The organism is Erwinia sp. BNK-24-b (assembly GCF_047456155.1).
Taxonomy (GTDB): domain Bacteria; phylum Pseudomonadota; class Gammaproteobacteria; order Enterobacterales; family Enterobacteriaceae; genus Erwinia; species Erwinia phyllosphaerae.
This window is the reverse complement of record NZ_CP179901.1, coordinates 4,181,846-4,194,899: the sequence shown is the minus strand read 5'-3', so window position 1 is coordinate 4,194,899 and position 13,054 is coordinate 4,181,846. Positions and strand designations below refer to the sequence as shown.

At 52.0% G+C, this 13,054-nt stretch carries 14 protein-coding genes; 7 read left to right on the top strand and 7 right to left on the bottom strand.

From position 1 onward, the window contains the following. Positions 1-101 precede the first annotated feature (101 nt). Together ACMGGR_RS19380 and aspA are read right to left on the bottom strand one after the other, a co-directional pair. Positions 102-1,403 carry an anaerobic C4-dicarboxylate transporter gene (locus ACMGGR_RS19380; RefSeq protein ID WP_246761382.1) on the bottom strand — a complete coding sequence of 434 codons (1,302 nt, stop codon included), beginning with the start codon at positions 1,401-1,403 and terminating at the stop codon, positions 102-104. 107 nt (positions 1,404-1,510) lie between these two features. Then, positions 1,511-2,941: an aspartate ammonia-lyase gene (aspA, locus tag ACMGGR_RS19375; protein ID WP_246761383.1), complete on the bottom strand. Its 1,431-nt coding sequence runs from the start codon at positions 2,939-2,941 to the stop codon at positions 1,511-1,513. A gap of 360 nt (positions 2,942-3,301) precedes the next feature. Between aspA and ACMGGR_RS19370 the strand changes: the two genes are divergently transcribed. The 3 genes from ACMGGR_RS19370 to groL all read left to right on the top strand — a co-directional run bounded on the left by ACMGGR_RS19370 (position 3,302) and on the right by groL (position 5,959). Beyond that, entirely contained in the window at positions 3,302-3,763 is a 462-nt protein-coding gene (locus tag ACMGGR_RS19370) for an FxsA family protein (RefSeq protein WP_246761405.1), read from the top strand. Positions 3,764-3,974: 211 nt separating this feature from the next. Continuing rightward, a complete protein-coding gene (locus ACMGGR_RS19365) occupies positions 3,975-4,268 on the top strand; it encodes a co-chaperone GroES (RefSeq protein WP_246761384.1) in 294 nt (97 codons plus the stop codon). Between the two features lie 44 nt (positions 4,269-4,312). Further along, the gene (gene groL, locus ACMGGR_RS19360; RefSeq protein WP_246761385.1) at positions 4,313-5,959 is read left to right on the top strand and encodes a chaperonin GroEL; all 1,647 of its coding nucleotides are present in this window, start codon (positions 4,313-4,315) and stop codon (positions 5,957-5,959) included. 98 nt (positions 5,960-6,057) lie between these two features. Here the strand turns inward: groL and ACMGGR_RS19355 are convergent, their stop codons facing one another. Then, the gene (locus tag ACMGGR_RS19355; protein WP_414147637.1) at positions 6,058-8,463 is read right to left on the bottom strand and encodes an autotransporter outer membrane beta-barrel domain-containing protein; all 2,406 of its coding nucleotides are present in this window, start codon (positions 8,461-8,463) and stop codon (positions 6,058-6,060) included. Positions 8,464-9,113: 650 nt separating this feature from the next. On the opposite strand from ACMGGR_RS19355, the gene ACMGGR_RS19350 reads away from it, so the two are divergent. Further along, complete coding sequence (locus ACMGGR_RS19350; protein ID WP_414147636.1) at positions 9,114-9,467, top strand: DUF4156 domain-containing protein; 354 nt, start codon at positions 9,114-9,116, stop codon at positions 9,465-9,467. 118 nt (positions 9,468-9,585) lie between these two features. Here ACMGGR_RS19350 and epmB read toward each other — a convergent pair whose 3' ends face one another. Further along, positions 9,586-10,614, bottom strand: coding sequence for an EF-P beta-lysylation protein EpmB (epmB, locus tag ACMGGR_RS19345; RefSeq protein WP_246761388.1), 1,029 nt, complete (start codon positions 10,612-10,614; stop codon positions 9,586-9,588). Positions 10,615-10,655: 41 nt separating this feature from the next. On the opposite strand from epmB, the gene efp reads away from it, so the two are divergent. The 3 genes from efp to ACMGGR_RS19330 all read left to right on the top strand — a co-directional run bounded on the left by efp (position 10,656) and on the right by ACMGGR_RS19330 (position 11,632). Continuing rightward, positions 10,656-11,222: an elongation factor P gene (gene efp / locus ACMGGR_RS19340; protein ID WP_246761389.1), complete on the top strand. Its 567-nt coding sequence runs from the start codon at positions 10,656-10,658 to the stop codon at positions 11,220-11,222. 47 nt (positions 11,223-11,269) lie between these two features. After that, on the top strand, positions 11,270-11,401 hold the full coding sequence (locus tag ACMGGR_RS19335; protein ID WP_246761406.1) for an entericidin A/B family lipoprotein: 132 nt from the start codon (positions 11,270-11,272) through the stop codon (positions 11,399-11,401). A 96-nt stretch (positions 11,402-11,497) separates the two neighbouring features. After that, on the top strand, positions 11,498-11,632 hold the full coding sequence (locus tag ACMGGR_RS19330) for an entericidin A/B family lipoprotein (protein ID WP_246761390.1): 135 nt from the start codon (positions 11,498-11,500) through the stop codon (positions 11,630-11,632). 67 nt (positions 11,633-11,699) lie between these two features. Here ACMGGR_RS19330 and ACMGGR_RS19325 read toward each other — a convergent pair whose 3' ends face one another. From ACMGGR_RS19325 to frdC, 3 genes are all read right to left on the bottom strand, one after another. Then, positions 11,700-12,224, bottom strand: coding sequence for a lipocalin family protein (locus tag ACMGGR_RS19325; protein WP_246761391.1), 525 nt, complete (start codon positions 12,222-12,224; stop codon positions 11,700-11,702). Between the two features lie 72 nt (positions 12,225-12,296). Beyond that, positions 12,297-12,650, bottom strand: a complete 354-nt coding sequence (gene frdD, locus ACMGGR_RS19320; RefSeq protein ID WP_246761392.1) for a fumarate reductase subunit FrdD — start codon at positions 12,648-12,650, stop codon at positions 12,297-12,299. Further along, positions 12,650-13,054, bottom strand: a complete 405-nt coding sequence (gene frdC, locus ACMGGR_RS19315; protein WP_246761393.1) for a fumarate reductase subunit FrdC — start codon at positions 13,052-13,054, stop codon at positions 12,650-12,652. The genes frdD and frdC overlap by 1 nt, the downstream gene beginning before the upstream one ends.

Here is a 13,054-nt window from a genome sequence, read left to right as displayed (position 1 = left end):
GACGCTTTTTCAGGATGTAAATGCGCCTGGCGTGCAAGGCGTTTATTGAGGCGGGATTTAACAAACAAAAACGAAGCGGACCGTCACGGCCCGCCAGATCGTTACAGCACAAGATGGGCGAAGATAAAGCCGAAGGCCACAGACAGCGCAATCGCCAGCGTACCTGGAATAATAAAAGAGTGGTTGAAGACAAATTTCCCAATGCGCGTGGAGCCGGTATCGTCCATTTCTACCGCAGCCAGCAGCGTAGGGTAGGTCGGCAGCACAAACAGCGCGGAAACGGCGGCAAAAGAAGCGATAGCGGTATGTGGCGACACGCCCAGCAGCAGCGCGGCGGGCATCAGCGCTTTGGTCGTCGCGGCCTGGGAATAGAGCAGCGTAGAAGCGAAAAAGAGGATAACGGCCAGCATCCAGGGGTACTCCTGTAGCAAATTACCCGCGAAGTCCTGAATTTCATGGATATGGGCCTTCACAAAAGTATCGCCGAGCCAGGCAACGCCCATCACGCAGACGCAGGCGCTCATCCCCGAACGGAAGGTGCTGGCCGAAAGGATTTTCGCCGTATCGACTTTACAGCTCAGGCAGATCAGCGCGGCAATGGTCAGCATAAATATCACGATAGCTTCATTGCGCGGCAATACCGGATTTTTAATCAGCCCGACGGTATCGCTGATCGCTGTCGCATAGAGCACCACGGCGACAATACCCAACAGAAAGAGCAGCACCGAACGTTTCGCGCCGGGCTTTTCTTCGAACACCGTCGCGCCGCGCAGCGTGACTTCGCCTTTTTCCAGTCGCTGCTGGTAAACCGCATCGTCCTTTAGTTCTTTCCCCAGGAAGTTAGTCAGCAGAGCGGCAAGGAAAAGGGCAACCATTGTGGAGGGAATAGCCACCGCCAGCAGGCTCAGATAGCTGACGCCTTTTGGCTCAAGGATGCCGGAGAGGAAAACCACAGCGGCCGAAATAGGGGATGCGGTAATCGCAATCTGCGAAGCGACAACGGCAATCGATAACGGCCGGGAAGGGCGGACGCCCTGTTCTTTAGCGACTTCAGCAATGACCGGCAGCGTAGAAAACGCGGTATGGCCAGTACCGGCCAACAGCGTCATCGTATAGGTGACCAGCGGTGCCAGAAAAGTGATATAACGCGGATGCTTCCTTAACAGGCGTTCGGCCAGGCTGACCAGATAATCCATGCCGCCCGCGACCTGCATTGCCGCAATGGCCGCGATTACCCCCATAATAATTTCGATCACGTCAAAGGGGATCGCGCCCGGTTTGATTTGAAAAGCCAGCGTCAGGATCAGCATGCCTGCGCCGCCAGCGAAGCCAATGCCGATACCGCCAAGCCGCGCGCCCAGATATATTGCCGCCAGCACGACAATCAGCTCTGGTAAAATCATAATGTGTTCTCTCCCGGTTAGAAGTTCGTTGATACCATGTAAACGGCAGCATAAAAAAAGGCACGTTGTTCAGTGAACCAACGTGCCTTTGCGCTTCTCAATGAAGATTAATCTTCATCGGTGTAGCGTTTCGCTTTATAAACCGGATACATCAAATTCTGCGTTGAGAAGATGTCATCCAGTTCGGTTTCGGTCAGCAGACCGCGCTCCAGCACCACTTCACGCACGCTCTTACCTGTTTCAGCACAGATTTTGCCGACGATATCGCCGTTATGGTGGCCGATATAGGGATTCAGGTAAGTTACGATACCGATCGAATTAAAGACGTAGGCTTCGCATACCGCTTTGTTAGCCGTAATGCCGTCTACGCACTTCTCCAGCAGGTTGAGGCAGGCGTTGGTCAGAATATCCACCGACTCAAACAGTGCCTGGCCAATCACCGGCTCCATCACGTTCAGCTGTAGCTGTCCGGCTTCAGAGGCCATCGTTACCGTTACGTCGTTACCAATGACCTTAAAGCAGACCTGGTTAACAACTTCCGGCACGACCGGGTTTACCTTGGCGGGCATGATGGAAGAGCCGGCCTGCAGTTCCGGCAGGTTAATCTCGTTCAGGCCAGCGCGCGGGCCGGAAGAGAGCAGGCGCAGGTCGTTACATATTTTCGACAGCTTCACCGCCAGACGCTTCAGCGAGCTGTGAACCATCACGTAAGCGCCGCAGTCCGAGGTGGCTTCAATCAAATCTTCTGCAGGTACACAAGGCAGGTTACTGACTTCCGCCAGTTTTTGTACCGCCAGCTGCTGATAGCCATCCGGCGTATTAAGACGTGTGCCGATAGCCGTGGCGCCCAGGTTAACTTCCAGCAGCAGTTCAGCGGTGCGCAGAATATTTTTAATTTCTTCTTTCAGCAGCACGTTAAACGCGTGGAACTCCTGGCCCAGCGTCATCGGCACCGCATCCTGAAGCTGGGTGCGACCCATCTTCAGAATGGTGGTGAATTCAATCGCCTTGCGCTCAAAGCCTTCGCTCAGTTTTCCGATAGCGTCCAGCAGCTTTAAAATAGAGCTGTAAACGGCGATGCGAAAACCGGTGGGATAGGCATCATTGGTCGACTGGCATTTATTGACGTGATCGTTGGGGTTAAGAAACTGATAGTCGCCTTTCTGGTGTCCCATCAGCTCCAGACCGATGTTCGCCAGTACTTCATTGGTGTTCATGTTGACGGAAGTGCCCGCGCCGCCCTGATAGACGTCAACCGGAAACTGATCCATGCATTTGCCGTTATCTAATACTTCGTCGCAGGCTTTGATAATTGCATTGGCAATATTTCGTGGAATAGTTTGCAGCTCTTTATTGGCCATTGCCGCCGCTTTTTTCACCATTACCATGCCGCGGACGAATTCCGGAATGTCACTGATTTTACTGTTACTGATATAAAAATTTTCAATCGCACGCAGAGTGTGAACACCGTAGTAAGCATCCGCAGGAACTTCTCGCATACCTAACAGGTCTTCTTCGATACGAATGTCGTTAGCCATGAGCACCTTCTTGTTATTGCTGCCGGTTATAACTTTGATAAACAGTAGTAGAGTGATAGTTAAATCGTCACCAGTCTGGTGCCACATGTTAGCTGTTTGTCTTAAACAGCACACGACTATATTCTGTGAAGCATGAACGGTTTCTCTCTTAAGCGACAAATGTCTGCGCTAATAGACATTTGTCTGCGCTAATAATAGTGGAGCCGCCCGGCCGTTTATGGCTGTTTACGCGCTAATTCGTCGGTTAAGGTTGAAAAGGTTACGCAGCGTGCCCATCTTTTATAGACTTGATCGATAAACGATCTCTTTTTTATGCCGTTACGCCTGCTGCGTGATAGCTCTAACCGACAGGAGACTGCGGTGCGCTGGCTACCGTTTTTACTACTTATTCTTCTCGCCTGGATCGAAATCAGCATTTTTATCCAGGTTGCTCACGTACTGGGCGTACTGATGACGCTGCTGCTGGTGATCTTCAGTTCCGCTATTGGTATTTCGCTGGTGAAAAACCAGGGCATGAAGAACTTTATGCTGATGCAGCAAAAGCTGGCGGTGGGCGAAAGCCCGGCGGCGGAGATGCTGAAAAGCGTCTCGCTGATTCTGGCCGGCTTTTTACTGCTGCTGCCCGGTTTCTTTACCGACTTCCTGGGTCTGCTGCTGCTGTTGCCACCGGTGCAAAAACATTTAACGCTGAAGCTGATGCCGCATCTGCGCGTCTGGCGCGGGGCGGGTGCAGGGCCGGATAGCGGTTACACCGTGGACGGCGAATATGAGCGCAAAGACACCACGCTGATTGAACACGACGACAAGCGCGACGATCGTTAATCGGTCAAAAAGGCGGGATCCCCGCCTTTTGGTTTTCTCCTGCAGAAAGTGGCGGTTAATTGGTCAATTGTGAAGCAGAAGCAAAATTTTTATTTTTTGCCCCTTGAAAGCCCTTCCCTCTGTCCCTATCTCTTCCGTCACGAGGCCGGTGCCAGTGAAGCCCGGCAATCATCCAAAACTGACTGATTGACTTCTCAAAGGAGAACTATCAATGAAAATTCGTCCATTGCACGACCGTGTTATCGTCAAGCGTAAAGAAGTGGAATCTAAATCAGCTGGTGGCATCGTTCTGACCGGCTCCGCTGCAGGTAAATCTACCCGCGGTGAAGTGCTGGCTGTTGGCAATGGCCGTATCCTGGAAAATGGTGACGTGAAATCCCTGGACGTAAAAGTCGGTGATATCGTGATTTTCAACGAAGGCTACGGTGCGAAAACTGAGAAAATCGACAACCAGGAAGTGCTGATCATTTCTGAAAGCGACATTCTGGCAATTGTTGAAGCGTAATTTACGTAACTCATTGAACCAAACGAATTTAAGGGATATTGATAATGGCAGCTAAAGACGTAAAATTCGGTAATGACGCACGCGTAAAAATGCTCCGTGGCGTAAACGTACTGGCAGACGCGGTAAAAGTAACCCTGGGCCCGAAAGGCCGTAACGTGGTGCTGGATAAATCCTTCGGCGCACCAACCATCACTAAAGATGGCGTTTCCGTAGCTCGTGAAATCGAACTGGAAGATAAGTTCGAAAACATGGGCGCGCAGATGGTGAAAGAAGTTGCCTCTAAAGCGAACGACGCTGCGGGCGACGGCACCACTACCGCAACCGTACTGGCTCAGTCTATCGTTAACGAAGGTCTGAAAGCCGTAGCCGCTGGTATGAACCCAATGGATCTGAAGCGCGGTATCGATAAAGCCGTGGTTCACGCTGTTGAAGAACTGAAAAAACTCTCCGTGCCTTGCTCTGATTCCAAAGCGATTGCCCAGGTAGGTACTATCTCCGCTAACTCCGATGAGAGCGTGGGTACCCTGATTGCTCAGGCAATGGAAAAAGTCGGTAAAGAAGGTGTTATCACCGTTGAAGAAGGTACCGGCCTGCAGGACGAGCTGGACGTGGTTGAAGGTATGCAGTTCGATCGCGGCTACCTGTCTCCTTACTTCATCAACAAGCCAGAAACCGGTGCGGTTGAGCTGGAATCACCGTTCATCCTGCTGGCTGACAAAAAAATCTCCAACATCCGCGAAATGCTGCCAGTGCTGGAAGCCGTGGCAAAAGCAAGCAAGCCGCTGCTGATCATCGCTGAAGATGTTGAAGGTGAAGCGCTGGCTACGCTGGTGGTGAACACCATGCGCGGTATCGTGAAAGTGGCTGCGGTTAAAGCACCTGGCTTCGGCGACCGTCGTAAAGCTATGCTGCAGGACATCGCTGTGCTGACCGGCGGTACCGTTATCTCTGAAGAGATCGGTATGGAGCTGGAAAAAGCGACGCTGGAAGACCTGGGTCAGGCAAAACGCGTAGTGATCAACAAAGACACCACCACCATCATTGATGGCGTGGGCGAAGAGTCTGTAATCTCCGGTCGCGTGACTCAGATCCGTCAGCAGATCGAAGAAGCAACTTCCGACTACGATCGTGAAAAACTGCAGGAGCGCGTAGCTAAACTGGCAGGCGGCGTGGCCGTACTGAAAGTTGGCGCAGCAACTGAAGTTGAAATGAAAGAGAAGAAAGCCCGCGTTGAAGATGCTCTGCACGCTACCCGTGCGGCAGTAGAAGAAGGCGTGGTTGCCGGTGGTGGCGTAGCGCTGGTTCGCGTTGCGGCCGTACTGGCTGGCCTGACTGGTCAGAACGAAGACCAGAACGTGGGTATCAAAGTTGCGCTGCGCGCGATGGAATCTCCACTGCGTCAGATCGTTTCCAACGCGGGTGAAGAACCTTCCGTTGTAGCGAACATGGTGAAAGCGGGCGAAGGTAACTACGGTTACAACGCGCAGACCGAAGAATACGGCAACATGATCGACTTCGGTATCCTGGATCCAACTAAAGTAACCCGTTCTGCTCTGCAGTACGCGGCTTCCGTTGCTGGCCTGATGATCACCACCGAGTGCATGGTTACCGACCTGCCAAAAGGTGACGCACCAGACTTAGGCGCTGGCGGCGGCATGGGTGGAATGGGCGGCATGGGCGGCATGATGTAAGTCGACATACGTCGCTTATCGCTCGTAAGCCAAAAAAACCTGCCGGAAACGGCAGGTTTTTTTTATGGCGGTTATCCAGAGAACGTTGCCGGCCCGTATCAGAAGCCGATACGGACACCCAGGTTAGCGGCCAGCGGTGATTCAATATGGCGGCCATTCTGATAATTGATTTCGCTGAACAGGGCAGCTTCCTTCGCCAGCCAGATATCAATACCTGCGCCATAGCGTGCCGCACTACCGGCAGCGGCATCATTAAAATCCCAGCGATGATTCAGGCGAACCTTACTGGATTTAACAAACTCTTTAGCCACGCTGGCTTTCAGGTAAGGATTGAGTACGGCTTTATTAAGCTTCAGGCGCTTACCCAGATGCAGACCTGTTTGCACCTGCGCAGAAGCCGGATGCCGAACGTGCGCCGTCATACCGTTACTCAGCGTCACGTTTTTACTGCCTGCCCGAAAGGCGGTGACGCGAAAAAAGGGCTCGGCCCAGTAATTGTTCGCCAGCGCAACGCGCCAGCCGCTTTCCAGTGCACCCCCTACGCCATTCTGGCTATAGCTACCGTTAACAGCGACGCCATTACTCATCCGTGTATACACTTGATTATTAAAACGGTTCGCTTTTATTACCGCGTCCATATACATACCGTTGTCTTTAAACCAGCTGGCATAAGCACCAGCGCTGTAGCTGTTGACCTGGCTGGTGGTGCCGCTTTCGTGTCTGACGGCATTACTGGTTATCGAAGCCAGCAAGCCGACCTGCAGCCTGCCGTCCTGCACCGGTATCGCTTTGTCTCCGCCCAGTTCAAACCCGTTTTGAGCCAGCCGCCAGGCATTCATCTCGGTAGTTACATAAGTACTTTGCTGAAGATAGCGTCCCCATACGCCGTCATCTTTGCTCTGACTTTCGCCACGACGTTGCCGCCTGTTTTGCAGTTCGTTATTAAAGATATAGACGGGCGCGGCCGCCATATTCAATAAGGTTTTGGCAGAGGGAGTAAGCGAAGGCTGTGGAACGACAGCGCTATCTCCATCAGCGGCGTCGGGCGTATCCGGCGCATCCGGTGTGCCAGGCATATCAGGCGTATCCGGTGTGCCGGGCATATCAGGCGCTTCGGAGCGATGGCTGTTTACCAGATACCAGTCATTGCCTTTCTGCACAAGGTTGTACTGCCAGACGCCCGCATCGACTTTGCCGCCATATAACGAAAACAGCGCCGTGCTGGATGGTCCCTGAATAACATTAAGTATGGCATCAGGATCGTCAGGCTCCGCACCGCTGTTGGCAATTCCCAGGGTAAAGGCGCCAAAAAGATCTTTGGTAATATGCAGCTTATCGCCCTGCATAGTTTGCAGGTTGGTATTAAGGGCAAAGTGCCCGCTACCCGTAAGGCTGTCAATTGTTAAAGTGTGAAACTGATTATCCGGGCTGGCATCCGGCAGGCGCACAGTGCCGCCAGTGAATAACAGTTCTTTGATATGATTATCTGCGGTCATTTTCCAGGTCGCCTCACGGCTAACCTCAAGTTTGTTCGCGCCAAAAATACTGCCTTCCAGCCAGCTTGCGCCTTTTAAAGACGTCCTTACCCGGCTGCTTTCATCAGCATAAATATCCCCTTTAGCGTTAACGTTAGAAAGCGACAGGTCGACCTGGCTATTATTAAGCGCTTCCAGAATCACACCTTCGTTGCTGACAACAGAAGGCAGGGCTGCATGGCTATTACGCACAGATATAGTGGCATTACCGCTGTTAACGCTGAAGGCGGCTTTTTCCGCATGAACAGAAGAGTTGCTTATATCAAGCTCGGTGGCGTCACTGCCGGTAATAAATACGCCCACGTTATCGCTGTTAAGCGCGGAGCGCTGGCTGACTATAGCCGTAGAGCCTGCCAGATTCAAAGCGCCGCAGCCGTTTATTGCGGATGAACCGGTATAGCAGGCAACAGTATCGCCATTGCTGCCGGTAGTTAGCGTTGATTCATAGATAATAATATCGCTGTTTCTCGCCTCAAGCGCTGCTGCTGCTTTGGCCTTCAGCGTAGAGTTGCCAATAAAAAGAATATTTATATCTCCGGCATTAACGCTGTTGTAGGCTCTGACCGCCGTGCCGTCGCTGACAATGGTAGAATCCATAATAGTGGTGCTGGCGACATCTTGTAGATAAATGCCTGATATACCAATCACGTTTGCATCATTATAATCGCTGGTGCTGTTCACTGTGGCATTTTTCAGTACCGCCGAGGTGCTGTTTCTGATATCAATGACGGGAAAGTTATGGTTGTTGAAATCACTGTTTTCAATGTTAAGCCTGCCGCTATAAATAGCCAGCGGTGAGATTATTCCCTGGCCATTAAATTCGCTATCCTTAATCGCTACCGTGTAGTTCGCATTGTTGCTTCCGGTTCTGATACCGCCATTAAAGGTGGAACTATTAATATAGACGTCGCCCAGACTTGATTCAGGCGAGGCAAGGATATTACCCGTGTAAGTACTGCCTGAAAACATTATATGGCTATTGTTACTGTTAATATCGCCGGAGAAAATGGCGCCGCTGCCTAGCTTGAGCGTTGCATCGCTAAGGGAATGCGTCTGCCTTCTGGAGGTAAAACCGGCGCGGGAATTACTGACCGTTAAACTGCCGCCGTTAGTGATGTTATAGATAGCTTCATTTGCTGTTATTGAATTTATATGAATATGTTCATTATCTATATTAACTACCGTAGGCTCTGCAAAGGCATAGGGTAAATTGATTGCCAGAAGAAGCAGGGCTGATGGTCTCGCTGGCAACCTCAATCTTTTTATTATGGGTAGCAATAACATAACAATCACCTGATGAAATGAGTTTAAGATAATTCTGCTATTCTTTTTGATGGTAACAGTATCGGTCGGGGGGAAATTAAACGAAACATCACCAGAGAAGAGAGTCAGGTGTTAATTAATTTCTATTCATAGCGGTTTTCGTTATTTTATTGTTGGGACTGGATATATTTTTTTATTAAATGGTGACGTTACCTGTAGCGATACTTTCCCGGCTGCCTCCTTTGAGGTCCCTGTTGACCCTGCGCTTTTTCACGCTATCGCCACCAGAAGTACAGGCGTGCCGGTGATTTTATGATAATCTGCGGAGGATTCTGTTAATAATAATGGAGATTAAAATGCGGATTAACGTCTTGCCGGGACTCTCTGTAGCGGCATTGCTGCTGCTGGCAGGCTGTAGCAGCTCTACCACACTGAGTTCTGCGGGTCAGCGCGTCACCTTTACCGATCGGCAGCCAGCCAGCAGCTGTCAGCTGCTGGGCAACCTGACCGGCTCGCAAAGCAACTGGTTTAGCGGTGCTGGCGGCGGCGAAAGCAGCTCATTACGCGGGGCAGCAAACGATTTACGCAACCGTGCGGCAGAAATGGGCGGCAATGTTATTTACGGCGCAACCAGCCCAACCCAGAACATCTGGTCAGGCTTCGCTCCGCTGGACAGTAAGATGAGCGGCCAGGTTTATAAGTGCCCGTAAACCGACAGTCAGAACGCACTGCCTGACGTGGCGGCAGACAGGAGAGAGGCTGATGATAAAGGACTTTAAGTTTGTCAGCGGCCTGCGGAGAGGCAAAAACCCTCTCCTGTTTTTTTATCTACAGCTGGCGCAGCTGTAAATCCAGCGGTGTTTTACTTGGCTCCCCGCCAATTTCCCTTGCCAGCTTCGGCACCAGATAGCCGGACACCTTGCTCAACAGCTCCCGCATAATCGCCCTGGCCTGCTCGTCAGAAACGTAAAAGTGCGCCGCGCCCTGAACCTTATCCAGCACGTGCAGATAATAAGGCAGTATACCTGCATCAAACAGCGCATTGCTTAGCTCGGCCAGCGTAGTGGCGCTGTCGTTGATGCCGCGCAGTAAAACGCTTTGATTTAATAAGGTTACGCCAGCCTGCTTTAACTGCTGCATGGCCTGCCGCAGCTCGTCGTCAATTTCCTGAGCGTGGTTGATATGGGTAACCAGCAGCGTTTGTAGACGAGAATCCGCCAGCCGCTGACAGAAGCGCCGGGTAATTCGCGCAGGGATAACCACCGGTAAACGGCTATGGATACGCAGCCGTTTCAGGTGGGGGATCTGCTCCAGTTCGCTAATCAGCCACTCCAGCTCGCTATCTTTCGCCATCAGCGGATCGCCGCCGGAGAAAATAATTTCATCCAGTTGCGGCTGCTGTCGGATATACTCCAGCGCCTGCTGCCAGTTGCGCTTGTTACCCTGATTATCAGAGTAAGGAAAATGACGACGAAAACAGTAGCGGCAATTGACGGCGCAGCCACCTTTTACCAGCAGCAGCGCGCGATTATGATATTTATGTAACAGTCCCGGCACTACGCTGCTTTGCTCGTCGAGCGGATCGGTACTGTAACCTGGAGCATCAATAAACTCCCGGCTGCTGGTAATGACCTGCAGCAGCAGCGGATCCTGCGCATCGCCTTTTCGCATTCTTGCCGCGAAGGCGCGCGGGACACGCAGCGCAAAAAGGCGGCGTGCATCATTGCCAGCCAGCAGCTCAGGATGGGAATCAAGGCCTAAAAGTTGCAGTAATTCATTAGGGTCAGTGATTACATCAGCAAGTTGATGCAACCATTCTTCTCGCGAAGGGGTATTTAGGGTTACAATGTGTGCCATTTTTTTGGCTAAGTACCAGTATTAAATTGTAGAGGGCCTTTATGGCGACTTATTCTAGCAACGATTTCCGTCCCGGTCTTAAAATCATGTTCGAAGGCGAACCTTACGCCGTCGAAGCCAGCGAGTTTGTTAAACCAGGCAAAGGCCAGGCTTTCGCACGTGTGAAAATGCGTCGTCTGCTGACCGGTACTCGCGTTGAGAAGACCTTTAAATCTACCGACTCTGCCGAAGGCGCGGACGTTGTAGATACTAACCTGAACTACCTGTACAACGACGGTGAGTTCTACCACTTTATGCACCCGGAAACTTTTGAACAGCATCCTGTTGAAGAGAAGACCGTAGGCGACGCGGCAAAATGGCTGCTGGATAACGCAGAGTGTATCGTGACGCTGTGGAACGGCAAACCTATTCAGGTACTGCCGCCAAACTTTGTTGAGCTGGAGATCGTTGATACCGACCCAGGCCTGAAAGGCGATACCGCAGGAACCGGCGGCAAGCCAGCCACGCTGTCTACCGGCGCGGTTGTTAAAGTGCCACTGTTTGTACAGATTGGCGAAGTGATTAAAGTAGACACCCGTTCAGGTGAATACGTTTCTCGCGTAAAATAAGCCGTATGGGCCTGATTATTCAGGCCCCTATTAGTGAGCCCTCGTTGATGATTAACCGCATTAAATTTCTTGCTGTTGCTTTGTTAATGACCTGCGCGCTCAGCGCCTGCAATACCTTCCACGGCTTTGGTGAGGACGTCCAGCATCTGGGCGGCGCTATCTCACACGCGGCCAGCTGACTTCTCTTTTTTCTCCCGTATCTCACCGGACGCGTTCGCAAAATTACGGCTATGCTTACTACGCTGTACTTTACTTCTGCCTAAAAGGATCTTGCTATGTTAAAGAAAAGTATTGTTGCGTTTTTCGCCGTCCTGGTGCTTTCTTCTGCACTCACCGCCTGTAATACGACGCGTGGCGTAGGTGAAGATGTTTCCGCGGGCGGACGGGCTATTCAGCGCACCGCACAGTAAAAAAGCAGGCCGGTGTTAAACACCGGCCATTTTGTTATGTCTTTATCCATTCAGGCACGACAGGCTCTTAATCCTGCTTTACCCAGATAAGCTTAGCGACGTCAAAACCGGCCTGACGAGCTTTCGCGGTCAGCTCTTCTTTCACCTTGCTGTCAATTTGCGGCGTACGCGACAATATCCATAAATAATTCCTGTTCGGCCCGCACACCAGCGCGTGCTGATAAGCGTTGTCCAGCGCAATAACGTTATAACCGCCATAGAATGGGCCAAAGAAAGAGACTTTCAGCGCCGCCTGGCTGGGCGAGCCGGTAAAGTACGCCTTGCCGATACTTTCCTGCCAACGCTGTTTTTTCACGTTAAAGCCGCGGTTGATGACTTTCAGCCCGCCGTCATCGCGCTTGCTGTAGGTCGCGGTAACGTGGTCCAGCCCGCGCTCAAAGCGGTGATCCAGACGAGCAATTTCATACCAGCTGCCCAGATAAAGATCGGCATTAAAGCCTTCCACGGGCGTCACGCCTTTTGGCGGCGTAGTGGCGCAGGCAACAGAAAGAAGGGCACCAGCACCGGCGGCCAGCATTTTCCACAGAGACATAAGCGATTCCTTTGCGTTTGAATAGCTTAAGTATAGGCCATTTTATGCAGGCGGCCGGTAGCCGCCTGTTAATCAGATCGTGACAACGCCAATAGCGGTGACGACGGTAAGGATGGCGGCCAGACCGTAAAAAAACCATTTGCTGGCCGGAAGGTGGATTTTTATATCGTGCATCAGGTGATGCAGCCGATGCAGCGCGCACCAGAGCGGCATAACGATAGCCAGAAAAAGGAACAGGCGTCCGGGCCAGGCCTGCGCAAAGCTGAGAATTCGCTCATAGCTAAACGCCTGCGGTGAGGCCAGCCCAAGCGGCAGGATGATCCCTACCAGCAGCACCACGACTGGCGAAACGAGTGCGGCCCACATACCGCCAGCGCCAAACAGTCCCCAGAATAGCGGTTCATCGGAACGGTGTTGGTTTTTCATTATCCCTCCTGTAGCAGCAACGCGGCAGCCAGAACGGCCATGCTTATTACCGCCATAGCGATCCACAGACCGATAATCAGCGGCCGGGGCGACAGTTTTTTCTCTTTGATCACGATAACGGCAGCCTTTGGCGCCAGCTCAAACCAGGTTTTGCTGTGCAGCAGCGCGGCCGCCAGCGCGACCAGATTCAAAAATAGCACTACGGGATGCTGCAAAAAGACGATAAAAACATCCCAGCTCTCCGCGCCGCGCTTGAGGGCGAACAGGCCGAAAATCATCTCGATACTGAACCACAGCGCGGGGATGGCGGTGCCTTCACGCAGCATATAAAAGCGATAAAAGCCGTTGTTTCTCCACCAGCTGGCCGCGACAGGCGCGTGCCAGGGGTTACGTTTTGATATCAT

Bases quoted from the DNA above. Each gene is read 5' to 3' on its own strand.
- ACMGGR_RS19365 (WP_246761384.1), top strand. From the start codon at position 3,975: ATGAAAATTCGTCCATTGCACGACCGTGTTATCGTCAAGCGTAAAGAA.
- aspA (WP_246761383.1), bottom strand. From the start codon at position 2,941: ATGGCTAACGACATTCGTATCGAAGAAGACCTGTTAGGTATGCGAGAA.
- frdD (WP_246761392.1), bottom strand. From the start codon at position 12,650: ATGAAAAACCAACACCGTTCCGATGAACCGCTATTCTGGGGACTGTTT.
- ACMGGR_RS19355 (WP_414147637.1), bottom strand. From the start codon at position 8,463: ATGTTTTCAGGCAGTACTTACACGGGTAATATCCTTGCCTCGCCTGAA.
- ACMGGR_RS19325 (WP_246761391.1), bottom strand. From the start codon at position 12,224: ATGTCTCTGTGGAAAATGCTGGCCGCCGGTGCTGGTGCCCTTCTTTCT.
- groL (WP_246761385.1), top strand. From the start codon at position 4,313: ATGGCAGCTAAAGACGTAAAATTCGGTAATGACGCACGCGTAAAAATG.
- ACMGGR_RS19350 (WP_414147636.1), top strand. From the start codon at position 9,114: ATGCGGATTAACGTCTTGCCGGGACTCTCTGTAGCGGCATTGCTGCTG.
- frdC (WP_246761393.1), bottom strand. From the start codon at position 13,054: ATGATATCAAAACGTAACCCCTGGCACGCGCCTGTCGCGGCCAGCTGG.
- efp (WP_246761389.1), top strand. From the start codon at position 10,656: ATGGCGACTTATTCTAGCAACGATTTCCGTCCCGGTCTTAAAATCATG.
- epmB (WP_246761388.1), bottom strand. From the start codon at position 10,614: ATGGCACACATTGTAACCCTAAATACCCCTTCGCGAGAAGAATGGTTG.
- ACMGGR_RS19335 (WP_246761406.1), top strand. From the start codon at position 11,270: ATGATTAACCGCATTAAATTTCTTGCTGTTGCTTTGTTAATGACCTGC.
- ACMGGR_RS19380 (WP_246761382.1), bottom strand. From the start codon at position 1,403: ATGATTTTACCAGAGCTGATTGTCGTGCTGGCGGCAATATATCTGGGC.
- ACMGGR_RS19330 (WP_246761390.1), top strand. From the start codon at position 11,498: ATGTTAAAGAAAAGTATTGTTGCGTTTTTCGCCGTCCTGGTGCTTTCT.